Origin of the sequence: Nesterenkonia sp. PF2B19 (assembly GCF_001758425.2) — a bacterium.
GTDB classification, from domain to species: Bacteria; Actinomycetota; Actinomycetes; order Actinomycetales; family Micrococcaceae; genus Nesterenkonia; species Nesterenkonia aethiopica.
The window spans coordinates 116,818-140,499 of record NZ_MDSS02000001.1; the positions used below are offsets into that span (position 1 = coordinate 116,818).

General features: G+C 69.1%; 16 protein-coding genes and 4 pseudogenes. 11 read left to right on the top strand and 9 right to left on the bottom strand.

What is annotated here, in order from left to right:
• The first annotated feature begins 76 nt into the window (after nt 1-76).
• Together cysK and epsC are read left to right on the top strand one after the other, a co-directional pair.
• Complete coding sequence (gene cysK / locus BCY76_RS00540; RefSeq protein WP_070162601.1) at nt 77-1,012, top strand: cysteine synthase A; 936 nt, start codon at nt 77-79, stop codon at nt 1,010-1,012.
• A gap of 155 nt (nt 1,013-1,167) precedes the next feature.
• A pseudogene (epsC, locus tag BCY76_RS00545) lies at nt 1,168-1,753 on the top strand (serine O-acetyltransferase EpsC).
• A gap of 123 nt (nt 1,754-1,876) precedes the next feature.
• Here the strand turns inward: epsC and BCY76_RS00550 are convergent.
• From BCY76_RS00550 to zapE, 4 genes are all read right to left on the bottom strand, one after another.
• The gene (locus BCY76_RS00550) at nt 1,877-3,112 is read right to left on the bottom strand and encodes a M14 family zinc carboxypeptidase (RefSeq protein WP_083277804.1); all 1,236 of its coding nucleotides are present in this window, start codon (nt 3,110-3,112) and stop codon (nt 1,877-1,879) included.
• Nucleotides 3,113-3,341: 229 nt separating this feature from the next.
• The gene (gndA, locus tag BCY76_RS00555) at nt 3,342-4,784 is read right to left on the bottom strand and encodes an NADP-dependent phosphogluconate dehydrogenase (RefSeq protein ID WP_070162599.1); all 1,443 of its coding nucleotides are present in this window, start codon (nt 4,782-4,784) and stop codon (nt 3,342-3,344) included.
• A gap of 272 nt (nt 4,785-5,056) precedes the next feature.
• Nucleotides 5,057-5,995, bottom strand: coding sequence for a polyphosphate kinase 2 (gene ppk2, locus BCY76_RS00560; RefSeq protein WP_085437035.1), 939 nt, complete (start codon nt 5,993-5,995; stop codon nt 5,057-5,059).
• 277 nt (nt 5,996-6,272) lie between these two features.
• On the bottom strand, nt 6,273-7,358 hold the full coding sequence (gene zapE, locus BCY76_RS00565; protein ID WP_070162597.1) for a cell division protein ZapE: 1,086 nt from the start codon (nt 7,356-7,358) through the stop codon (nt 6,273-6,275).
• Between the two features lie 129 nt (nt 7,359-7,487).
• On the opposite strand from zapE, the gene BCY76_RS00570 reads away from it, so the two are divergent.
• Nucleotides 7,488-8,375: a sulfurtransferase gene (locus tag BCY76_RS00570; protein ID WP_070162595.1), complete on the top strand. Its 888-nt coding sequence runs from the start codon at nt 7,488-7,490 to the stop codon at nt 8,373-8,375.
• 60 nt (nt 8,376-8,435) lie between these two features.
• Entirely contained in the window at nt 8,436-8,894 is a 459-nt protein-coding gene (locus BCY76_RS00575) for a SufE family protein (protein ID WP_344682991.1), read from the top strand.
• Here BCY76_RS00575 and BCY76_RS00580 read toward each other — a convergent pair.
• Nucleotides 8,866-10,257 carry an alpha/beta hydrolase family protein gene (locus BCY76_RS00580; protein WP_085437036.1) on the bottom strand — a complete coding sequence of 464 codons (1,392 nt, stop codon included), beginning with the start codon at nt 10,255-10,257 and terminating at the stop codon, nt 8,866-8,868. The genes BCY76_RS00575 and BCY76_RS00580 overlap by 29 nt on opposite strands.
• Nucleotides 10,258-10,544: 287 nt before the next feature.
• On the opposite strand from BCY76_RS00580, the gene msrB reads away from it, so the two are divergent.
• From msrB to BCY76_RS20580, 7 genes and pseudogenes are all read left to right on the top strand, one after another.
• Nucleotides 10,545-10,997 (top strand): peptide-methionine (R)-S-oxide reductase MsrB, encoded by a 453-nt coding sequence (msrB, locus tag BCY76_RS00585; RefSeq protein WP_085437037.1) that lies wholly within the window; start codon nt 10,545-10,547, stop codon nt 10,995-10,997.
• Nucleotides 10,994-12,124: a threonine aldolase family protein gene (locus BCY76_RS00590; protein WP_237089878.1), complete on the top strand. Its 1,131-nt coding sequence runs from the start codon at nt 10,994-10,996 to the stop codon at nt 12,122-12,124. Before msrB ends, BCY76_RS00590 begins: the two co-directional genes overlap by 4 nt.
• A gap of 21 nt (nt 12,125-12,145) precedes the next feature.
• Entirely contained in the window at nt 12,146-12,829 is a 684-nt protein-coding gene (locus tag BCY76_RS00595; RefSeq protein WP_083277812.1) for a DUF3000 domain-containing protein, read from the top strand.
• A gap of 7 nt (nt 12,830-12,836) precedes the next feature.
• Nucleotides 12,837-14,066 carry a ribonuclease D gene (locus BCY76_RS00600; RefSeq protein ID WP_139827543.1) on the top strand — a complete coding sequence of 410 codons (1,230 nt, stop codon included), beginning with the start codon at nt 12,837-12,839 and terminating at the stop codon, nt 14,064-14,066.
• Between the two features lie 173 nt (nt 14,067-14,239).
• A complete protein-coding gene (locus BCY76_RS00605) occupies nt 14,240-16,405 on the top strand; it encodes a 3-hydroxyacyl-CoA dehydrogenase NAD-binding domain-containing protein (protein WP_085437045.1) in 2,166 nt (721 codons plus the stop codon).
• A 62-nt stretch (nt 16,406-16,467) separates the two neighbouring features.
• A pseudogene (locus BCY76_RS20575) lies at nt 16,468-16,704 on the top strand (hypothetical protein); the annotation flags it as partial.
• 101 nt (nt 16,705-16,805) lie between these two features.
• A complete protein-coding gene (locus BCY76_RS20580; protein ID WP_442935335.1) occupies nt 16,806-16,910 on the top strand; it encodes a hypothetical protein in 105 nt (34 codons plus the stop codon).
• Between the two features lie 152 nt (nt 16,911-17,062).
• On the opposite strand, the gene BCY76_RS00615 is transcribed toward BCY76_RS20580, so the two are convergent.
• The 4 genes and pseudogenes from BCY76_RS00615 to BCY76_RS00630 all read right to left on the bottom strand — a co-directional run.
• Nucleotides 17,063-17,455: a hypothetical protein gene (locus BCY76_RS00615; protein WP_085437040.1), complete on the bottom strand. Its 393-nt coding sequence runs from the start codon at nt 17,453-17,455 to the stop codon at nt 17,063-17,065.
• A 93-nt stretch (nt 17,456-17,548) separates the two neighbouring features.
• Nucleotides 17,549-19,540: a 1-deoxy-D-xylulose-5-phosphate synthase gene (dxs, locus tag BCY76_RS00620; RefSeq protein WP_237089883.1), complete on the bottom strand. Its 1,992-nt coding sequence runs from the start codon at nt 19,538-19,540 to the stop codon at nt 17,549-17,551.
• A gap of 192 nt (nt 19,541-19,732) precedes the next feature.
• Nucleotides 19,733-22,553, bottom strand: a pseudogene (locus BCY76_RS00625) (aconitate hydratase).
• 409 nt (nt 22,554-22,962) lie between these two features.
• Nucleotides 22,963-23,682 (bottom strand): annotated as a pseudogene (locus BCY76_RS00630) (class I SAM-dependent RNA methyltransferase); the annotation flags it as partial.

Genomic DNA, 23,682 nt, shown 5'->3' on the forward strand with positions numbered 1-23,682 from the left:
GTCGTCGTCCCGCCGACGGCGTGCCGCCCTCCTGCGCGTCCGATCCCACCACCCTCACGGAAGAGGTTTCACCACCATGGCCAAGATCCTGGACAACATCACCCAGGCCGTCGGCGGCACTCCGCTGGTGCGGCTCAATCGGCTCGACGCCGACCTGCCCGGCAATGTGGCGGTCAAGCTGGAGTTCTACTCGCCGGCGCATTCCGTCAAGGATCGCATCGGCACGGCCATCGTCGACGCCGCGGAGGCCGCCGGCGTCCTGAAGCCGGGTGGGACGATCGTGGAGGGCACCTCCGGCAATACCGGGATCGCCCTGGCCATGGTCGGCGCGGCGCGGGGCTACCGGGTGGTGCTCACGATGCCGGAGACCATGTCGACTGAGCGCCGGGTCATGCTGCGGGCCTTCGGCGCCGAGATCGTGCTGACCCCCGGCGCCGACGGGATGCGCGGCGCCGTGGAGAAGGCGAAAGCCATCGTCGAGCAGACCGAGAACTCCATCTGGGCCCGTCAGTTCGCCAATGAGGCCAACCCGCAGGTCCACTACAGCACCACCGGTCAGGAGATCTGGGAGGACACCGACGGCGCCGTCGACGTCCTCGTCTCCGGCATCGGCACCGGCGGGACCATCACCGGCGCGGGACGCCGGCTCCGCGAGCACAAGCCGGGCCTCCACATCGTCGCCGTCGAGCCTGAGGACTCCCCGATCCTCTCCGGCGGGACCCCAGGGCCGCATAAGATCCAGGGCATCGGTCCGAACTTCGTCCCTGACATCCTCGACCGCGAGATCTACGACGAGGTCATCACCGCCAACCTCGACAAGGCCCTGGAGACTGCGCGCCAGCTGGGCACGCAGGAGGGGATCCTCGGGGGCATCTCCACCGGGGCCAACGTGGCCGCCGCCCTGGACGTGGCGGCTCGCGAGGAGTTCCGGGACAAGCTCATCGTCACCGTCGCCTGTGACTTCGGCGAACGTTACATCTCCACGCTCCTCTACGAGGACATCCGCGGCTGACCCATCGGCCGACGTCTGACCTGAGCCTGTCCCGCCTGAGCCCGCCCTGACCTGGGACTGCTCCACGTTCCGCGGCCAGGCCGACTGGCCGCGGACGGCACCGCGCCGATACCCTGCTGTGACCCGCCGTCGACGTCGAAAGGCACCGAACCACCTTGGGAATCATCAAGCGTCTGCGTGAGGACATCCGTTCCGCGCGCGAGCACGATCCGGCCGCCCGCAGCGACGTGGAGGTGGCCTTGGTCTACTCCGGTCTGCATGCCATCTGGTCCCACCGGGTAGCCCACCGGATGTGGCAGCACCGGCCCCTGAAGACCCCCGCCCGGGCTCTCTCTCAGGTGACCCGCAGCCTGACCGGAATCGAGATCCACCCCGGGGCCCAGATCGGTCGTCGGTTCTTCATCGACCACGGCATGGGCGTGGTGATCGGCGAGACGACCGAGATCGGCGATGACTGCATGCTCTATCAGGCGTCACCCTCGGCGGCCGCTCGCTCGAGGCGGTGAAACGGCACCCGACCCTGCAGGACGGCGTGGTCGTCGGCGCCGGCGCAAGGTGCTCGGGCCCGTGGAGATCGGCAGCGGCTCCGCCATAGGAGCCAACGCCGTGGTCGTGAAGTCGGCGCCGAAGAACTCCATCCTCACCGGCATCCCGGCGAAGGACCGGAAGCGCCGTGACGAGGAGCGGCAGCCCGCCGTCGACCCCGCGGAGTATGCGCTCGACCCGGCACTGTTCATCTGAGTCGCGGCGCTGCTCTTCTGAGGCGCTGACCACCTCCTGACCACCTCAGGAGCCGACACGACGGAGGCGGCGGCCCCGGTCCTCACCAGGTTCCGCCGCCTCCGTGCCGTCTGCAGGGTGGCCTCACACGTCGTCGATCGGGATCACACCGCCCCAGTCCGTGAAGTAGTACTCGACCGGCGCGTGGGGGATCTCGTCCCAGGTCTGCGGGTCCAGGTCGACGGTGTCGCCGGTGGCCAGGCCTGCGAGCCAGGACTCCACACCCAGGATGTTCTGCTGGATGAAACGGCCCCGTCCCCGTTGTCCGAGGTCGCCGTCGCGAGTGTTGCCGGAGGTCTCGAAGAAGATCGCCGCGTTCGCGTGTCCGGCAGAGTTCAGCCCCTGCCAGTCCAGTCCCAGCATCATGGCGGAGACCACGCCCCCGCGGATGTCGATCACCTGACCGCCGCCGACGTCGTACCGATCGGTGGAGATGTGGCCGCGGTGGCGCGTGTCCAGCCAGACCTGGGAGGCCATCTGACGGGTGAGCACATCGAACTCGCCGTCACGGATGTCCGGCAGCGTGGGGCCGCCCGGTGCCAAAGAGATGCCCAGCGAGAAGGTGATCGGTTCTCCCGTCTCCGGATCGCGCTTGCGCCCCTGATGGTGGATGTCCAGCGCGTAGCTGGGCCGGACCATGGTCCAGTACTCGTACCAGGCCCGGGATTCGCGCGCCAGGAAGCCCTCCAGCGTCCAGTCGCGGTTCAGATCCACCGTGAGCTCTCTGCCGTCGTCGTCGGTGCGCGGAGCGTCCGCCTCCGTGTCCCACAGCGTGGTGGTCCGGGTGTTCATCTCCGAACCGTCAGGGTTGTACATCGGGATGATGTGCAGCGTGAACTCGTCCCGCAGCAGCTCAGCAGTCTGCTGGCCGCTGCTGCCCAGCTCCTTGAGCACGGCCAGGGTGGCCTCGACGCCGTAGGGCTCGTCCCCGTGGATCCGGCCCTGGATCCAGACGTGCCGGTCCCCCTGCCCCACCTGGGCGACGTAGAGGTCACGACCCTGCTCCGAGTGGGTCTCTGCGGTCCCCACCTCGGCGAGCGTGGTGACGGTGACCCGCCCCCGGGAGGTGTGTTCGATCTTCCGCAGCTCGCGGATCATGTCGTCGTAGCTGCGGATCGCCTGTGTCGGTGTCTCCGCCTGTGAGGAGTCCCCGGGATATGCTGCGGCGGCCTGCAGGCCGATCGGCAGCAGAGCGAGGGCACCGAGGCTTGCCAAGGCCGCCCGGCGCGAGACCCGGGAGTCGCCGAGACGGGCGGACGGGGTGGATCCTGGCGTCTGACCTGGGTCAGTTGGATGCGCGAACGATGAAGTGTGAGTCATATCACGTCATCCTAGAGCATCGTTCCGCCTGCCCGGGGCCCTGCACTCCGGCTCCGGCGTCGCCGAAAAGTGCATCCCACGCCGAAGGCCCGGTCTGCGACGCCCGCCATCATGGGCGCGCCGCAGACCGGGCCTCCGTCACGTCTGACTCTGTGGGACCAGCCTCGGGCAGAAGACCTGCGACGTCGTCGGCAGGGACTGCACCGTCGGGGTCGCCGCCTGGGCCGACTCAGGCCTCGATCTCGCTCCGATCGCCGGACCAGAGGGTGTGGAAGGTCCCGTCCTTGTCCACACGCTCATAGGTGTGCGCGCCGAAGTAGTCGCGCAGCCCCTGCGTCAGAGCGGCCGGGAGACGATCGCGGCGCAGGCTGTCGTAGTAGGCCAGCGAGGAAGCGAAGACCGGAGCGGGCACGCCGTGCTGCGCGGCGGCGGCGACCACACGACGCCAGGCCGGAAGGCACTCGTTGATGGCCTCGGTGAACTCCTCGGCCAGCAGGAGGTTCTTGGGGCGATCCTCGGCGTCGGCGTCGTAGGCCTTCATGATGGTGTCCAGCAGGTCGGCCCGGATGATGCAGCCGGCGCGCCAGAGGGAGGCGATGGACTTCAGGTCAAGGTCCCATCCGTACTCCTGACCGGCGGCGACCAGCATGTCCAGACCCTGGGCATAGGCCACCAGCTTGGAGGCGTAGAGGGCCTTGCGCACGTCCTCGACGAAGTCGGAGCCGAACTCTGCCGCCGGGGCATTCTCATCGATGCCCGAGCTGAAGGCCGCGTTGGTCTCGGCCCGCAGATCACGCTGCGAGGAGATGGAGCGGGCGAACACCGACTCCGCGATCGCGGTCACCGGGGACCCGACCTCCAGCCCGGAGATGGCCGTCCAGCGGCCGGTGCCCTTCTGGCCCGCAGAGTCCACGACGACGTCGACCAGCGGACGGCCGGTCAGTTCGTCCTCCTGCTCCAGGACCTCCGAGGTGATCTCGATCAGATACGACGCCAGGTCCGTCGTGTTCCATTCCCGGAACACCTTGGCCTGTGCGGCGGGCTCGAGGCCTGCGAGGCTGCGCATCAGGTCGTAGGCCTCGCCGATGACCTGCATGTCGGCGTACTCGATGCCGTTGTGCACCATCTTCACGTAGTGGCCCGCGCCGTCGGTGCCGACCCAGGCGCAGCAGGGCTCATCGTGGTACTGGGCGGCGATCTTCTCCAGCATCGGGCCCAGCGTCTCATAGGACTCCTGGGATCCGCCGGGCATGATCGAGGGGCCGTTGAGCGCACCCTCCTCACCGCCGGAGACACCGACGCCGACGAAGTGCAGTCCCTTGGCCCGCAGCGCCTCCTCACGGCGACGCGTGTCCGGGTAGTGGGAGTTGCCGGCGTCGATGATGATGTCGCCCTCGTCCAGAAGAGGCACCAGATCCTCGATGACCGCGTCGACCGGAGCTCCGGCCTTGACCATGATGAGCACCCGCCGCGGGCGCTCCAGCGACTCGACGAGCTCGGCGAGGGTCTCGGTGCGGACGAAGCTGCCCTCGTCCCCGTGAGCCTCAAGCAGGGCATCGGTGCGGGCCACCGACCGGTTGTGCAGGGACACGGTGTAGCCGTTGCGGGCCAGGTTCCGTGCCAGGTTGGCCCCCATCACGGCCAGTCCGGTCACGCCGATATCGGCACTCATGCAGTCTCCTTATCGAGGTCTGGTGATCGATCGAGTGCATCCTAATCCCGTGACGTTTCCGGGATGGCGCAGTCTCCTCATGCCGCCTCCACCCTGTGGTGAGGCCGCGGAAGGTGCTCAGATGACACGATGCTCGCCGTCGACGGTCGACGACGACCGAGGAGGCGAGCGTGTCCACTCTATCGCCTCAAGCCCCCGAATGTGATGACCATTGCGTCCGGCGGCTGCGCAGGAGGTCTCGGAGAGACCGCCCGTGGGGTCCTGACGGGCCCTCAGTCGCCCACGGCGTCGCGGCCGCGGCGGACGATCAACGGATCGGGCTCCCCGACCACCTCGTGGTCCTTGCCCTCGTACTCGAACTGGCTGAGGAAGTAGCGCATGGCGTTGAGGCGTGCCCGCTTCTTGTCGTTGGACTTGATGGTGATCCAGGGCGCGTGGTCCGTGTCCGTCCGGCGGAACATCTCCTCCTTGGCGTCGGTGTAGGCCTCCCACCGGTCCAGCGACTCCAGGTCCATCGGGGAGAGCTTCCACTGCCGCACGGGGTCGATCTGACGGATCGCGAACCGGGTGCGCTGCTCCTTCTGGGTCACGGAGAACCAGAACTTCGTCAGGTGGATCCCTGCGTCGACGAGCATCTGCTCGAACTGCGGCGCCTGCCGCATGAAGACCTCGTACTCGTCGTCGGAGCAGAATCCCATGACCCGTTCGACTCCGGCTCGGTTGTACCAGGAGCGGTCGAACAGGACCATCTCGCCGGCAGTGGGCAGATGGTCGACGTAGCGCTGGAAGTACCACTGTCCGCGCTCCCGGTCGGACGGCTTGTTCAGGGCCACCACCCGAGCGGTCCGGGGGTTGAGGTGCTCGGTGAAGCGCTTGATGGTGCCGCCCTTGCCGGCGGCGTCCCGTCCTTCGAAGACCAGCACGTGCTTGAGCCCGTAGTCCTCGGCCCAGTACTGGAACTTCAGCAGCTCCACCTGCAGGTGGTACTTCTCCAGCTCATAGATGTCGCGCTCGAGCCGCTGCTCGTAGGGGTAGTTCTCCTGCCAGGTCTCGACCGCGTTGCCCTGCGGGTCGATGAGGTCGGGATCCGGAGTGTGACCGTCCTGGACGGTGTAGCCGCCTTCACGGAGCCGGTCGATGAACTCGCGCAGGTTCTCCCGGGGGGCCTGGTTCAGATCTCCCACGATGTCCTGCACCTGGTCTCTGATCATGCTGACGCTCCCCTTCTCTGATCCGACGGCATCCAGCCAACCAGACGCCGGTGAACGCCCCGTTAACTGCCCGCGGGTGTGGCCGGATGCGGCGACGGATCCTGGGACCGGGGCTCGGCGGACGGCCGATGGTGAGGATCGAGTCTACGCCTCTCGACTGCGCAACACATCCGGTGCCGCGCCGACGGCACGGCTCACGGACCGGCTTCGGGTGGTGCTGCCGCTGGTGCCGCCAGTGGTGCTGCCGAATGGGCAGGCGCTCTGAGCGGCACACCCCTCAGAGCGCCTGCTCCCCCATCTGCCCCGAGCGGGCCAGCGCCGTGAGACGCGAAACGGCGCGGTGGTACTTCTTCATGTATCCCCCGGACATCATCTCCTCGGTGAAGAGCTGGTCGAAGGGCACGCCCGAGGCGATGATCTTCACATCCTGGTCGTAGAGGCGGTCCGCCAGCACCACGAAGCGCAGAGCCAGTGACTGAGCGTCGATGGTGGTGACGTCCTTGAGCACCAGGACCTCCACTCCGCTGATGAGCTGGCGGTAGCGGCTCGGATGGACCTGGGTGAGATGCGCGGTCAGCGCGTCGAAGTCGTCGACGACGATCTCCGCCTCGCGGTGATGTCCGTGGGCGAACTCCTCGAGCTGCTCGGTCGCGAGCGGGGGCGGGGCCTCCGGCAGGCCTCGATGCCGGAAGTCCTCCCCGTCGACGCGCACCACGGAGAACTGATCGGCCAGGACCTGGATCTCCCGTTGGAAGTCGGACGCGGCGAAGCGCCCCTCCCCGAGCGAGCCCGGCAGCGTGTTCGAGGTCGCGGCGAGCTTGACGCCGGCATCGGTCAGCTCGCGCATCAGTCGGGACATCAGCACCGTGTCTCCGGGGTCGTCGAGCTCGAACTCGTCGATGCAGACCAAGCTGTAGTCGGAGAGCACGTCCACCGTGCGGCGGAAGGACAGGGCACCGACGAGATTGGTGTATTCCACGAAGGTTCCGAAGGCGCGCTGTCCCGGTGAGGCGTGGTAGAGAGATGCGAGCAGATGCGTCTTGCCGACCCCGAAGCCGCCGTCGAGATAGATCCCCCCGGCGCGCTTCGTGGCGGCCGCCCGCGATGATCTGCCGCTGAAGAGCCGAGACAGCAGTCCCCCGGAGCCCCGCGAGGACCCGACCGTTCCGGCGAATTCCCGCAGCGCCTCCACCGCCTCGGCCTGGGAGGGGTGTCCGGGGTCCGGGATGTAGGAGTCGAAGGAGACTTCGGAGAATCGGAAGGAGGGCTGCAGCCCCTCCAGGAGCTCCCCGACGCCGACCTGAGGGCTCCGGCGGCTCAGCGATGTGGCATCAGGTGTGGCATCAGTCGGCATGAGAGCCATGCTACCCACTGGCGTGCTCCCCCGGCGCATGACGGTTCATGACGTGCGATGGGAACAGAACCGGTGCCTCGATACGCTGAACACAGGTGAAGCGACGATCGTCAGCGACCCGAGAGAGAGGCTCTGCAGATGAGCGAGAAGGACTTCAGCCAGTACGCCCACCCCGAGAAGCTCGTGTCCACGGACTGGGTGGCCGAGCACAAGGACGACGACGGCATCGTCCTCGTCGAGTCGAACGAGGACGTCCTGCTCTACGAGACGGGGCACATCCCCGGTGCCGTCAAGATCGACTGGCACACCGAGCTCAACGACCCGATCACCCGGGACTTCCTCGACGGCGAGCATTTCGCGGAGTTCGCGGCGTCGAAGGGCATCAGCCGGGACACCACCGTGGTGTTCTACGGCGACAAGTCGAACTGGTGGGCCGCCTACGCCCTCTGGGTGTTCACCCTGTTCGGGCACGAGGACGTCCGACTGATGGACGGGGGCCGACAGAAGTGGATCGCTGAAGGTCGTGACGTCACCACCGAGCGGACCGAACCGACCCGTGCCGACTATCCGGTGATCAGCCGTGACGACTCCACGTTCCGCGCGTTCCGTGAGGATGTCTTCGAGCACTTCGGCAAGCCCCTGGTCGACGTGCGCTCCCCGCTCGAGTACTCGGGTGAGCGCACCCACATGGAGGGCTACGAGGAGGAGGGCTCCCTGCGCGGTGGCCACATCCCCTCGGCCGCCTCCGTCCCGTGGGCCCGAGCCGCCGAGGAGGACGGCACCTTCAAGCCCCGCGAGGAGCTGGAGCGCATCTACCGTGAGGAGGCCGGCATCGGGGAGGCGGACGAGGTCATCGCCTACTGCCGGATCGGCGAGCGGTCCTCGCACACCTGGTTCGTCCTCCAGCACCTGCTCGGGCACCGCCACGTCCGCAACTACGACGGCTCCTGGACGGAGTGGGGCAACTCGGTCCGTCTGCCCATCGCCGTCGGCGAGGAGCCGGGCGAGGCGCCCACAGGCCGCTGAGCCGTTGAGCGGGCGGGGCGCCGGACGACGCATCCCGCCCCGCTCTCCTATCCTGGAGACATGATGACCACCACCACCGCCGGCCTTCCCGAACCGCTGGCTGAGATCGTCGAGGAGTTCCAGGCGGTCCCGGACCAGCAGAAGCTGGAGCTGCTCCTGGAGCTCTCCCGCGAGCTGCCGGACGTGCCGGAGCAGTATCAGGACCGTGCCGACACCATGGAGCAGGTGGTGGAGTGCCAGACCCCGCTGTTCCTGGCCTTCGAGTTCGACGACGAGGCCCGCACCGCGGAGATCATCTTCGCCGCCCCGCCCGAGGCCCCGACGACCCGCGGCTTCGCCTCGATCCTGCATCAGGGACTCAGCGGGCTCAGCTACGACGAGATCCTGGCCACCCCGGACGACGTCCCGACCCGGCTGGGCCTGGCGAAGGCCATCACACCGCTGCGCCTGCGTGGCATGTCAGCCATGCTCGGCCGCATCAAGCGCAATGTCACCGAGCACGTCGCGTCGTTGAGCTGAGGTGGGCCGGGGCGTCACCGGTGAACAGCTCGGCGACCCACTGCTCCACGCTGCTCTCCCAGCGCTGGGGGTCGTGGTTCCACTCCTTGACATGCCGCGCCTGGGTGAAGGGCACGAAGCTGACCTTCTCATTCCGCTCGGCAAGGTTCCGCGACGGAGCGTAGGGGACGACGTCGTCGTCGCTGCTGTGCAGGATCAGAGTCCGCACATGCAGCTGCTCGGCGCGGTCGATCCAGTTCATCGCCTTGAGATCCACCGGTGCGGCCAGTCCGGTGACCCGTCGGCCCGCGGGATGGGAGATGAACCAGCGGCCGAGCCGCCCCACCGCCTCCGGGATCCTGTTGGCCCGTGCCTGGTAGGCGAGCACGTCGATCCAGTCGACCACCGGACCGGTGAGCACCAGGCCACGGATGGCCGGGGCCAGCCGGGAGCGGTCCGCAGTCTGCAGCGCCACCGCGCCGCCCATGGACCACCCGAAGAGCAGGACGTCCTCGGCGCCCTGGTCCAGGGCGTGCTGCACGGCGGCGTCGACGTCCTCCCACTCGGTGATGCCCAGGCCATACCGCCCGTCAGGAGCGTCAGGCGCCTCGCCGTCGTTCCGGTAGGAGATGAGCAGCGAATCGATGCCGAGGCGGTCGGCGACCCCCAGGGCGCGGATGCCTTCGGTGCGGCGTCCGCCCCGTCCATGGACCATGATCGCCCACACGTTGCGGTCTCCCATCGGACCGGTGCGCGTCCGCGGGGGCACGTGCCAGGCCGGTGCGGGCCCGCCGGGCAGGTCGATCAGCACGTCCTCGAAAGGATGACCGGCATCCGCCGGGGTCGGGTCGGGCACCGAGGTCCACCAGCCGCGCGAGACCTTGCGGAGGTCTCCGTGATAGACCTTCTCCACCCGCCGGGCGATCGTGCCGTCCCGCGGACTGAAGGAGGTGATCTCTCCGATGCGTGCGCTGGCACGGCCGCCATGGAAGTTCAGGCCGTAGGTCCCCGGCACCACGGTCTCGGGCGTGGCAGGCAGGATGACTTCGTCGCCGTCGGCTCCGCGCACCACCGCCAGGACCTCCAGGTCCTCCACGTGCTCCTTGACGGGAGTGACCACCATGCGGGCGAAATAGCCGGCCAGCCCGGAGGCGGCCCCCGCCAGGGCCATGCCTGCGGCCAGCCCCGTGCCGGCCCCGAGCGCCGAGGCCCGCACCCAGGGCGTCTTGGGCTCGGGGTTCGCGGGAGCAGCGGCCAGCGACTCACGGAGCCGCCGCAGCGGCGCCGTCAGACGCGCACTCGGGCTCCGTCGGGCAGGTGAGGCACCATCTGGCTGGTGGCCTCCGAGACCACTCGGACGACGGTCGGCGATGCGGGGTGACATGTCTGGGAGGCCTCCACAAGGTCGGTTCCGGATGGCTGGAGGGCCACGATGCCCAGGTCACAGCTTACGCGCGACGTCCTGCGGCGGCATCCAGGGAAGCGGCGGAGCCCGGTGCGCGTTGCACCGTCTGAGGAGCGCGACGCTCTTTGCCGCCGTGCCCTGCTCGTCCGGGTGGGCGATGCGGGCCACTGTGGGCCTCAGACCGCGTGCCGCCGTCGACGCGATGATCGTGATGCGGCGGACGTGGCGCGACGAACGTGATGCGACGAACGTGATGGGATGGAGCCATGAGCACTGACCAGACTGACCCCGATGCCCGCCCGCCAGGAACCGCGCCTGACTTCGCCTCTCTGTCCGACGCCCAATGGCGCGACCGTCTGACCCCCGAGGAGTACTACGTGCTCCGCCAGGGCGGCACCGAGCGGCCCTTCACCGGGGACCATGGGGCTACCACCCAGGCCGGGGTGTATCTCTGCCGCGCCTGCGGCGCGGAGCTGTTCACCTCCCAGACCAAGTTCGACTCCCGCTGCGGCTGGCCCAGCTTCTACGAGCCCGCGACGGGAGCGAACGTCCGGCACCTGCGCGACACGTCGCTGGGGATGGAACGTGTGGAGGTCCGGTGCGGCTCTTGCGACTCCCACCTGGGACACGTGTTCTCCGGCGAGGGCTTCGACACTCCCACCGACCAGCGATACTGCATCAACTCCGTCTCGATGCGCTTCGAGGAGGCCGACGAGTGACCAGCACTGATGAGATCATGCCCGGTCTCCAGACCCTCGACGGACCCGTCGGCCCCGATGCCCCGGCGACTCCCGACCCGACCTTCGCCTCCGACAACACCGCGGGAGTCTCGCCGGAGGTGCTGGAGGCCATCGCCCGGGCCAACGGCGGCGCCGCGGTGCCCTACGGCGACGACCCCGTCACCACCCGCCTGGAGCAGGTCGTCAGGGACCAGTTCGGTCCGTCCGCAGAGATCTTCCCGGTGTTCAACGGCACCGGTGCCAACGTCGTCTCGCTGCAGGCCCTCCTCCCGCGCTGGGGCGCGGCGATCTGCGCGCGCCAGGCTCACGTGAACACTGACGAAGGTGCCGCACCGGAGCGGCTCGGCGCACTGAAGCTGCTGGCCCGTCCCACACCGGAGGGGAAGCTGACGCCCGCCGACGTCGAGGCTGAGCTCGGAGCCCAGGGCTTCGTCCACGCCGCGCAGCCCCTGGCGGTCACCCTGACCCAGTCCACCGAGCTGGGGAGCCTCTATTCGCCCGCCGAGATCGCGGCGGTGGCGGACCGCGCCCACGCGGCGGGACTCGGGGTCCATATGGACGGCGCCCGCCTCGCCAACGCCGCCGCCGCCCTCGGCGTCTCCCTGCGCGAGGTGACCACCGACGTCGGCGTCGACGTGCTGAGCCTGGGCGGGACCAAGAACGGTGCGCTGGCCGCGGAGGCCGTCGTCGTGCTGGACCCGACCAGAGTCCGCGGCACCGACTACATCCGCAAGTACTCGATGCAGCTGGCCAGCAAGCAGCGCTTCGTCTCCGCCCAGCTGCTGGAGCTCTTCGGCACCGACCTGTGGCGCAGCAACGCCGAGCACGCCAATGCGCAGGCCCGTCTGCTCGGCGAACGCCTCGCGACGCTCGAGGGCATCGACCTCCCCGCGCCGGCGCAGGTGAACGCCGTCTTTCCCAAGATGCCGGCGACGGTGGTGGAGGAGCTGCAGTCCCGGTATCTCTTCCATGTGTGGAACACCGCGCCGGACGGCGACCCCGTCGTCCGTCTGATGTGCTCCTTCCAGACCACCGAGGCGCAGATCGATGAGTTCGTGGACCATGCGCGGGCCGCGCTCACGGCGCGCCTGCCCGATGCTCGCTGATCCTGTTCATAGGGTGGACGCGTGACAGCACTCGGCCCAGCCGGATCTGCCGCAGGACGTGGTCCCGGCCCGCAGATCTCCACCCCCGGCATCGACGACCTCCCGGAGTCGTTCCGTTCCGCCCTGGGAGAGCTGCGGCGTGCCCGTCCCCGCACCGAGGCGCAGGTGGACGAGATCCCTGCCCCGGTCAAGCTGGCCCCGTACGCGGTGGCGCTGCGCGCCGAGGTCCTGGACCCCGGCGCGCGGACCCCGCTCCACGGACCGGCTCGGCTCCGCCCAGCACCCGAGGATGCTGAGCTGCTCGCCACCGGCCGCTTCATCCTGCTCCACGACCCGCAGGGCCAGGAGACCTGGGGCGGGACGTTCCGTGTGGTCATCTACATCCGCGCCGAGCTGGACGCGGACATGGGCAACGACCCCCTGCTCGCCGAAGTCGCCTGGACCTGGCTGAGCGACTCGCTGGATCAGTGCGGTGTCGAGCACAGCCACGCCGGCGGCACCGCCACACGCATCCTGTCCGAATCCTTCGGCAGCCTCGAAGATCGTCAGGCGAGCAACACCGTCGAACTCCGGGCCTCCTGGACGCCCAGCGGGCCTCGGCTGGGCCGACACCTGGAGGCCTGGGCGGATATGGTCTGCAGCTTCGCCGGTCTGCCTCCCCTGCCCGACGGCGTGGTGGCCCTGCCGCATGTCAGGAGGATCTGACCACTCTATGGAGGACCAGGACGAGCACCTTCCCCCTCTGCTCACCGAGCCCGCCGACGGCGTACCGTTCGTCATCGACACCGCACGTGGACTGCAGCGGTGCGCCGAGGCGCTGGCTGCCGGCCACGGCCCCGTGGCGGTCGACGCAGAGCGTGCCTCGGGTTTCCGCTACGGCCAGAGAGCGTTCCTCGTGCAGCTCAAGCGCGAGGGATCCGGGCTCTGGCTCATCGACCCGGAGCCCTTCGACACACTCGTCCCGCTGCAGCGGGCATTGGGCGGTGCCGAGTGGATCCTGCACGCCGCCTCCCAGGACCTGCCCTGCCTGGCCGAGCTGGGCATGCACCCCCATGCGCTCTTCGACACCGAGCTGGCCGCCCGGTTGGCCGGCCTGCCGCGTGTGGGGCTCGGCGCCGTGGTGGAATCCCTGCTGGGGGTCCGGCTGGCGAAGGAGCACTCGGCGGCCGACTGGTCTCGCCGCCCGCTGCCGCAGGACTGGCTCCGCTACGCCGCACTGGACGTCGAGCTGCTGATCGAACTGCGGGAGAAACTCAGCTCCCTGCTGGAGGAGCAGGGCAAGTCCGACTGGGCTGCCCAGGAGTTCGAGCATGCCCGCACCCATCGGCCCCCGACGGTGCCGCGCCATGATCGCTGGCGCCGCACCTCGGGGATCAACCGGCTCAAGAGTCGACGCGGGCTCGCGGTGCTGCGCGAGCTCTGGCGCGCTCGAGAGCACCTGGCGGAGCAGAAGGACGTCTCTCCGGGGCACATCCTGCCCGACTCGGCCCTGGTGGCCGCAGCCCTGGAATCTCCCACCACCGTTCCCCAGCTGCTCGCGGTACCGGGTTTCCACGGGCGGGCGGCCAAGCGGGAGGCTCCGCGGTGGCTGCGCGCCGTGAGGGCCGGCGCCACGTCCCAAGACCTTCCGGATCTGCAGCGCCGCACCGGTGGCCCGCCCCCTCCACGCTCGTGGAAGGAGCGCCACCCGTTGGCATTCCGCCGATACCGCACCGCCAGGGAACGTCTGACGTTCCTCGCCGAACGCCTGGAGATCATGCCGGAGACTCTGCTGACCCCGGCTGTCCTGAAGCAGCTGTGCTGGGATCCCCCGGCCCAGATCGACCTGGACTCGATCGCGGCGGCCCTCACCGCGCTGGGCGCCCGGCCCTGGCAGGTCGACCAGACGGCCGCGGTGGTCACCGTGGCGCTGCTGGACCCCGATCCTCTCAGCGACCTCTGATCACCCTCGGCAGCCTCCACCTGTTGCCCGCGCCTTACTCCACAGCAGGCGAGCCGTGCCTGCACACGCTGCGGCGTCGTCGGCACGGGGCCGCGCTGGCCTCTGGAGCTACTCGCCGGTAGCATGTGATGCGGAACGCATTCTTCCCTGACGACGACGCTGTGGAGGCACCCATGAACGCGCAGTCCGCACACTCCCTCTCCCCCGCCGGCACCATCACCGCCGCGCAGACCGACTTCTCCGGCTATGCCGAGCTCGCCGAGGCCTTCGCGGACGAGGTCCGCACGCACAGCCGGGTCGAGGACGTCACCCTGCCCGGCGGCGGCACGCTGGCGCTGATCCGACTGGACAACGACGACGCCCGGCGGCCGACCACGCTCGGACCCAACTCCCTGATCGAGTTCGGCGAGGCCGTGGCCTCGCAGCTGCCACGTGCAGAATCCGCAGAGATCGCCGGGCTGGCGCTGATCGGCAAGCCCGGCTACCTGGTGGCCGGGGCGGACCTGGGCGCGGTCAATACGATCGAGTCCACCGAGCTGGCACGCCAGATGGCGGAGCTGGGCCACCAGGCCTACAACCTGCTCGAAGACTTCCCCGTACCGACCTTCGCCTTCATCAACGGCACCGCCCTCGGCGGCGGGCTGGAGATCGCGCTGGCCGCTCAGTGGCGCACCGTCTCCACCGACGCCAAGGCCCTGTCCCTGCCCGAGGCATTCCTGGGGCTCATCCCCGGCTGGGGCGGGGTGTATCGACTGCCGCGCCTGATCGGTCCGGAGGCCGCCGCCCAGGTCATCTTCTCGAACGCCCTGGCGAACAATCGCACGCTCAAGGGTGCGGCGGCCTATGAGCTGGGCATCGCCGACGCCCTCTTCGCCGCCGACGCATTCGAGCAGGCGTCCGTGGAGTTCGCCGCGCGGATCATCGCCAGAGATGACGACACCCTCGCCGGCGTCCGGTCCCATCGGGATCGGGACACCAGCGACGCCGCCTGGCAGCGGGGCATCGAGGCCGCCCGCCGTGCCGTGGCGGCCAAGACCGGCGACTCTGCTCCTGCGCCGCAGAAGGCTCTGGAGGTGTTCATCGCCGGCAAGGACCGCGATCGCGACCAAGACCGTGTCGCCGAGTGCGATGCCCTGGCCGAGCTGATGGTCACCGATGAGTTCGCCAACACCGTCTACGCGTTCCTGGAGCTGATCCAGAAGCGGGCCAAGCGCCCCGCCGGCGTGCCGGAGGTCCCGCCGCGTCAGATCGGCAAGGTGGGGATCGTGGGCGCCGGCCTGATGGCCTCCCAGCTGGCGATGGTCTTCGCCCAGCACCTGCAGGTCCCGGTGGTCATGACCGACATCGACGAGACCCGGGTGGCCAAGGGCTTGGACTTCATCTCCTCCCAGGTGGAGAAGCTGCAGGGCAAGGGGAAGATCAGCGCCGAGCAGGCCGCCGGCCTGAAGGGCCTGGTGACCGGATCCACCGACAAGTCGGTCTACGCGGACGCGGACTTCGTCATCGAGGCGGTCTTCGAGGAGATCGGTGTCAAGAAGCAGGTCTTCGCCGAGCTCGAGGAGATCGTGCCGGCCGGGACGATCCTGGCCACCAACACGTCCTCGCTGTCGGTCACGGAGATGGCCGCCGACCTGAGGCACCCCGAGAGGGTCATCGGGTTCCACTTCTTCAACCCGGTGGCGGTGATGCCGCTGATCGAGATCGCCCGCACCCCGGAGACCACGGACGAACCGATCGCGACCGCCTTCGCGCTGGCCGCGGCACTGCGCAAGACGCCGGTCCTCACCTCCGACTCGGCGGCCTTCGTGGTCAACCGTGTCCTGCTGCGCCTGATGGCCGAGGTGCAGAAGGCCTTCGACGAGGGCACCGATGCTGCTACCGCGGACCAGGCCCTGCGGCCCATCGGACTGCCGATGACGCCTTTCACCCTGCTGGCGATGGTCGGCATCCCGGTGGCTCAGCACGTCACCGAGTCCCTCCACGCGGCGTTCGGCGAGAGGTTCCACGTCTCGGCCAACCTGCAGCGCCTCATCGAGGCCGGCGTCACGGAGATCTGGAGCACCGACGAGGACGGCCGCGCCTTCATCAAGGAGCAGACCCTGGCGCTGATGGAGTTCGGCGAGACGCCGCGCAGCGGTGAGCAGCTGCTCACCGACGTCCAAGACGCCTTGGCCGAAGAGATCGGTCTGATGCTCTCCGAGGGCGTGGTGAGCTCCCCGAAGGACATCGACCTGTGCATGATCCTCGGCGCCGGCTGGCCCATGCACCGCGGCGGAATCACCCCCTACCTGGACCAGGTGGGGGCCAGCGAGCGGGTCAACGGGCGCACGTTCCACTGACGGGATCCCCGACGGCCCGGCGGATGCAGGACGGACCTTCGGCGCCCGATAGACTCGGGCGCATGAATGAGCTGTGCTGCGCCCGCCGGGCCTTCCTCCGCACCACCGCCGCCGGTGCTGCGGGAGTCGCGGGGCTCTCGTTGGCCGCCTGCGGCAACACCTCCGACGACGGTGCCGAACCCGGAGCGGAGGCCACACATGCCGGCGAGTCCTGGGAGGCCGTGCTGGCCGCCGAGGAGCTCCCGGTGGGCACCTCGGTCGCGGCCAGTGCAGGCGAGCATGAGCTGCTTCTGCACCGTGCCGGTGAGGACGAGGTCCACGCCTTCACGTCAGTGTGCACCCACCAGGCTGCACCGTGGAGCCCGAAGACGAGCAGTTCAGCTGCCCCTGCCACGGATCGGTGTTCGCCGTGGACTCCGGGGAGCCCACCTCCGGACCGGCGGACCGTCCTCTGACCCGCTTCGAGGCGGAGATCAGCGACGGAGAGGTCCGCGTGCTCGTGTGAGCGGTCGCCCCGCCCGCCCCGCGACGGGTGAGGCCCGCTCTGCCTGTGGGCTCAGCCCACGCGGATGCGGACCTTCGAGGCAGGGACGTCGGTGGCGCGCAGGGCGCCGCGCACGGCCTCCCCGGCCTTCCGGCGGTGCACCGTGCGGGCCCTCATGACCAGCGCCGCGCCGTCGCGTGCTCTTCGATCTCCGGGTCGCTCAGGGCGCCGAGCCCCCGCCAGGCGAGCCCCGTGAGCACTGCCGTGTGAACGGTCTCGGCGTTCCGCCGCTCCGACGCCGAGGGCTCCGAGGCCTTCAGCGGCACAGCGACGACCAGTTCGACGGTCTGCAGCTGCCCGATCTCCCGGTAACCGTCCGCCTCGCATTGGGCTGCGAAACCCTCCAGCAGAGCCTCCGCCTCGTCTGCCTGCGCCTTCTCCGCCGTGAGCTTCCCATTGGCGCCCACCGCGCCGTAGTGCACCACAAACTCTCCGGCCGCCTCGTCGTACCAAGCCTCCCGGTACTCCCAGGCGGCTTCCGAGTTCTGACGGAACAGACTGATCATGAGGTCTCCAGACGGTCGGGCCGCAGGGCAGGGCCCCCGGCGGTCATGAGGTCGCCGGTCCGGTGAGGACCGACAGGGTGAACGGGTCGACGCTCAGGCGTCGCGGCTCTGCGGGAAGCTCGGGATCTCGCCGGTGGGCAGATCCTCCCCGGGCAGCGGACGTGCGAAGGGCACCTTCGTGCCCAACACCTGGGCCACGGTGTCCTGAGCCACCTGGGTGGAGGTCACGCCCACGCGGTCCAGAACCCCTGCCCGCGAGCCGTGGGAGAGGAACTCCACGGGAAGTCCCACCTCGTTGAGTGCCGTGTCCACACCGGCCTCACGCATGGTCTGCCGGATCCGGGACCCGACTCCCCCGGCTTTCACACCGTCCTCCACGCAGACGACGATCCGGTGCCGCGCCGCCAGAGAGACGACGGATTCCGGGACCGGGAGCACCCAGCGGGGGTCCACGACGGTGGAGGTGATGCCCTGATCGGCCAGCCGACGCGCCACGTCGAGGGACAGCTCCCCCATCGTGCCGACGGAGACGATGAGCACGTCATTGCTGTAGGCTCCGTCTTCGTTGCGCTGACCATGGAGGACCTCCACTCCGTCCTCGAGCCTCTCCAGCGCATCGATCTCACCGTTGACGGACCCTTTGGAGAAGCGGACCACCGTGGGGGCGTCGTCCACGGCCACCGCCTCGCGCAGCTCCTCCCGCAGCCGGGTGGAGTCCCGCGGCGCGGCGATCCGCATGCCGGGCACGATCTGCAGCAGGGACAGATCCCACACGCCGTGATGGCTGGGTCCGTCCGGACCGGTCACGCCGGCCCGATCCAGCACCAGCGTCACCCCGGCGCGGTGCAGCGCGACATCCATGAGCAGCTGGTCGAATGCCCGATTGAGGAACGTCGCATAGAGCGCCACCACTGGGTGCAGCCCGCCATAGGCCAGCCCGGCGGCAGAGGCGACGGCATGCTGCTCGGCGATGCCGACGTCGAAGACGCGATCCGGGTGCTTCTCCGCGAAGCTGCGCAGGCCTACGGGGATCATCATCGCCCCGGTCAGCGCCACCACGTCCGGTCGCTCATCAGCGATGGCCGTGATCTCCTCTTCGAACACGGAGGTCCAGGAGCGCGCCGAACCCCGGGACACCGGCTCGCCGGTCTCAGGGTCGATCACGCCGACCGCGTGGAACTGGTCGTTCTCATCCGCGCGGGCCGGGGCGTAGCCGCGACCCTTCTCCGTGAGCGCGTGGACGATCACCGGACCGCCGTAGTTCTTGGCGTCCTGCAGCGCCTCCTCCATGGAGCGCTGATCATGCCCGTCCACCGGTCCGATGTACTTCATGCCCAGGTCCTCGAAGAGCCCCTGCGGCGCCCAGAAGTCCTTCGCGCCCTTCTTCGCGGCATGCAGGCTTCGGTAGACCATCTTGCTGACCGGCCCGCCGTGCTGAAGGCGCTGCTTGGTGCCGTCCATCGCCTTCTCATACACACGGTGCGTGCGCAGCTTGTCCAGGAATCCCCTCCGCAGGCGATCCAGCTGATCGGCCAGCCCTCCCACCGTGGGGGCATACGAGCGGCCGTTGTCGTTGACGACGATCACCACACGACGGTCCTTGTCCGCGGCGATGTTGTTCAGCGCTTCCCAGGCCATCCCACCGGTGAGGGCGCCGTCGCCGATGACTGCGACCACGAAACGGTCGTCCTCGCCGCTGAGCACGCGTGCCTTGGAGATGCCGTCGGCCCATGACAATGAGGAGGAGGCGTGGGAGGACTCGACGATGTCATGGATGGACTCGGCGCGCTCCGGGTAGCCGGCCAGGCCGCCCTGCTTGCGCAGGGTGGAGAAGTCCTGACGGCCCGTGACCAGCTTGTGGATGTAGGACTGGTGCCCGGTGTCGAAGATCACTGAGTCGCGCGGCGAGTCGAAGACCCGGTGGATCGCCAGGGTGAGTTCCACCACGCCGAGGTTGGGGCCCAGGTGTCCCCCGGTGCGGGACACGTTGTCGATGAGGAACTGGCGGATCTCCGCGGCCAGCCGCTCCAGCTGCTCGTCCGTCAGCCGGGACAGGTCCTGGGGAGACCGGATGGTCTCCAGAATGGTCTTCACTGGCGCGATCCCTCCCATGCGATCAGGCTCTCTGCGATTCTACCGCCCGGTCGGCATCAGGATGCACCGGAGCACGACGACGGCGGGCGGTCCGGAGTCTCCTCCGTCCCGCCCGCCGTCGACTCAGCGGGTGGCCCGTCGTCTGTGCTCCCGAAGGACGGTGCGCCGACGACGGTCAGCCGCTCACTTCACCAGCTGGCGCAGCACGTACTGCAGAATGCCGCCGTTGCGGTAGTAGTCCGCCTCGCCGGGGGTGTCGATGCGCACGACCGCGTCGAAGGTGGTCTCCGAGCCGTCCTCTGCCGCGGCGGTGACCTGCACCGTCTTCGGGATGGTGCCCTCGTTCAGCGCAGTGATTCCGGAGATCGAGAAGGTCTCGAAACCGGTCAGACCCAGCGTGTCGGCCGTCTCGCCCTCCGGGAACTGCAGCGGGAGCACACCCATGCCTATGAGGTTCGAGCGGTGGATCCGCTCGAAGGACTCGGTGATGACCGCGCGGACGCCCAGCAGCTTGGTGCCCTTGGCGGCCCAGTCCCGGGACGAGCCCGACCCGTACTCCTTGCCGCCCAGGACCACCAGCGGTGTGCCGGCCTCCTTGTAGTTCTCTGCGGCGTCGTACACGTAGGCCTGCGGGGCGCCCTCCTGGGTGAAGTCCCGGGTGAAGCCGCCCTCGACTCCATCGAGCAGCTGGTTCTTGATCCGGATATTGGCGAAGGTGCCGCGGATCATGACTTCGTGGTTGCCTCGGCGGGAGCCGTAGGAGTTGAAGTCCTTACGCTCCACGCCGTTCTCCAGCAGGTAGCGGCCCGCCGGGGTGTCGGACTTGAAGGAGCCGGCCGGCGAGATGTGGTCGGTGGTGACCGAGTCGCCCAGCTTCAGCAGCACCCGTGCCCCGGAGATGTCCTCCACCGGGGAGGCCTCCAGCGACATGCCGTCGAAGTACGGCGCCTTGCGCACGTAGGTCGACGACTCGTCCCAGGCAAAGGTGGAGCCCTCCGGAGTGTTCAGCTCCTGCCACCGGTGGTCCCCGTCGAAGACCGTGTCGTACTTCGAGGTGAACATCTCGGTGTCGATCGACTCGTCGATGATCTTCTGGACCTCGATCGGGTCCGGCCAGATGTCGCGCAGGTAGACGTCGTCGCCCGACGCATCCTGGCCCAGCGGCTCGTTCTCGAAGTCGAAGTCCATGGTCCCGGCCAGGGCGTAGGCCACCACCAGCGGCGGGGAGGCCAGGTAGTTCATCTTCACGTCCGGGTTGATGCGGCCCTCGAAGTTGCGGTTGCCCGACAGCACTGAGGTGACCGCGAGGTCCTCCTCCTGGACCGTCTTGGAGATCTCCTCCTCGAGCGGACCGGAGTTTCCGATGCAGGTGGTGCAGCCGTAGCCGACCACGTAGAAACCGACCTTCTCCAGGTGCTCGATCAGCCCTGACTTCTCGTAGTAGTCGGTCACGACCTTCGAGCCCGGTGCGATGGAGGTCTTGACCCAGGGCTTCTGCGACAGGCCCTTCTCCACCGCGTTGCGCGCCAGCACACCGGCGGCGAGCATCACGTTCGGGTTGGAGGTGTTGGTGCAGGAAGTGATGGAGGCGATCGAGACCGCACCGTGGTCCAGCGTGAACTCACGGCCGTCGGGCATCGAGACCGACACCGGCTTCGAGGGCCGGCCCACGACCTCCTCGCCGCCGACGTGCCGCGGACGGTCCTTGACGTCCTGCTCCTCGTCGGCGGAGTGCGCCGGAGCGTCCGAGGCCGGGAACGAGGCCGCCGAGGCGGCGTCGGCGTGGCCGTTGGTGGCCGGGTCGGTCACGTGCTCCACGTAGTTGTGGATGTCCTTGCGGAACTGCTCCTTGGCGTCGGTGAGCTCGATACGGTCCTGCGGACGCTTCGGACCCGAGATCGAGGGCACCACGGTGGACAGGTCCAGCTCGAGGTACTCGGAGAAGCGCAGCTCGCGGGACGGGTCGTGCCACATCCCCTGCTCCTTCGCGTAGGCCTCCACCAGAGCGACCTGCTCCTCGGTGCGGCCGGTCAGGCGCAGGTACTCCAGGGTGACCTCGTCGATGGGGAACATCGCGGCCGTGGAGCCGAACTCCGGGGACATGTTGCCGATCGTCGCTCGGTTGGCCAGCGGAACCGCCGCCACGCCCTCGCCGTAGAACTCGACGAACTTGCCGACCACGCCGTGCTCGCGGAGCATCTGGGTGATGGTCAGCACCACGTCGGTGGCTGTCGCCCCGGCGGGGATCTCCCCGGAGAGCTTGAAGCCGACCACGCGCGGGATGAGCATGGAGATCGGCTGGCCCAGCATCGCGGCCTCAGCTCGATGCGCCCACGCCCCAGCCCAGCACACCCAGGCCGTTCTCCATGGTGGTGTGCGAGTCGGTGCCCACACAGGTGTCCGGGTAGGCGCGCAGCGCACCGTCGACCTCACGGGTCATCACCACGCGGGCCAGGTTCTCGATGTTGACCTGGTGGACGATGCCCATACCGGGAGGCACGACCTTGAAGTCGTCGAAGGCCGTCTGGCCCCAGCGCAGGAACTGGTACCGCTCGCCGTTGCGCTGGTACTCGATGTCCATGTTGCGCTCGATGGCGTCCGAGTTCCCGAAGGAGTCGATCTGCACCGAGTGGTCGATGACCATCTCGGCCGGCGCCAGCGGGTTGATCCGCTTGGGATCGCCACCCAGGTCTGCCACGGCTTCACGCATGGTGGCCAGGTCCACGACGCAGGGCACACCGGTGAAGTCCTGCATCAGGACCCGACCCGGAGTGAACTGGATCTCGGTGTTCGGCTGTGCCGTCTCGTCCCACTGGCCGAGAGCCTTGATGTGCTCGGCCGTCACATTCGCCCCGTCCTCGGTGCGCAGAAGGTTCTCCAGGAGGACCTTCAGGCTGTACGGAAGGGACTCGTGGCCCTCCACAGTGTTGAGGCGGAAGATTTCGTAATCGGCGCCGTTGACGTTGAGAACGCCTTGTGCTCCGAAGCTGTCCACAGTGCTCACGCGGGACTCCTCTGTAGTTGCCAGACTGACACGGTCCGACGGCACGCGGCCGTCGGACAACGGGCGCTGAAGAGTTCGCCGGAGGACCTTCCGGTGCAGGCCTCGGTCGCGCTGCGGACGCGGCGCTCGACGACGAGCACGACGGCGACCTCAGGTCAGTGGCGCGACCGGGCCCGAGCACGCGGAGTCTCCTCCAGCGCTCAGAGCCGTATCGCTGTCCATCCTACTCGGTCGACATGACGTGATGCGGCTCATGTCGCTGTCGCCCCCGCGGAGGCCCGCGGGTGGCCTTCCACAGGCCAGGATCGCCGAACCACAGAGCTGACCAGGCCTTCCGCGGGCGTCCAAGGACGCGGTGCACGCGCATCGGCGTCGAGCTCGGCGCCGATGCGGCCCGGAGGGGCGGGGCTCAGCGTTCGAACAGGGCGACTGACTCCATGTGGTGCGTGTTCGGGTAGAGGTCCAGCACCTGCAGGTCCGCCAACCGCCAACCCCGGGCGAGCAGGTCCTTGGCGTCACGGGCGAAGGACGCCGGTTCGCAGGACACGTAGACGAGCCGGCGCGCATCCGCCGCATCGACGCCCCCGATGACCTTCTTTCCGGCGCCGGCGCGCGGCGGGTCCACCAGGATCAGGTCGTGGCCCCCCAGTGCGTCCAGCACCCGTTCCACCGGGGCCGTCTCCACCCGGACGTGCTGCGTCCGGTCGAACAGCTCACGCGCCGAGGCGCTGGACCCGGCCGCGGCCTCCACGCTGAGCACCTGTCCCGTCTCGCCGGTGCGCGCCGCGGCCCAGGCGGTGAACAGCCCGGCGCCGGCGTACAGGTCAGCGACGGCGTCGCCGGCCCCGACGCTGGCCATCTCGTCGATCGTGCGGACCAGCGCCTCGGGCGCATGACGGTGGATCTGCCAGAAGCCCTCCGGGCGCAGCGGCACGACGGCACGCTCCTCGCCGTCCCCCGTGGCGACCGGGACCGGCAGCGGCTCGGCCACGGTGCGACCGCCGAGCACGATCTCATGCTCCACGACCGCCGGCACCCGAGGCACCTCGGGACGGCCACACGCGCGACCACGGGCAGAGCCGCGGCGCCCGTTGCGGCGCCGGAGCGAGCACCGTTGCGGGCGACGGCG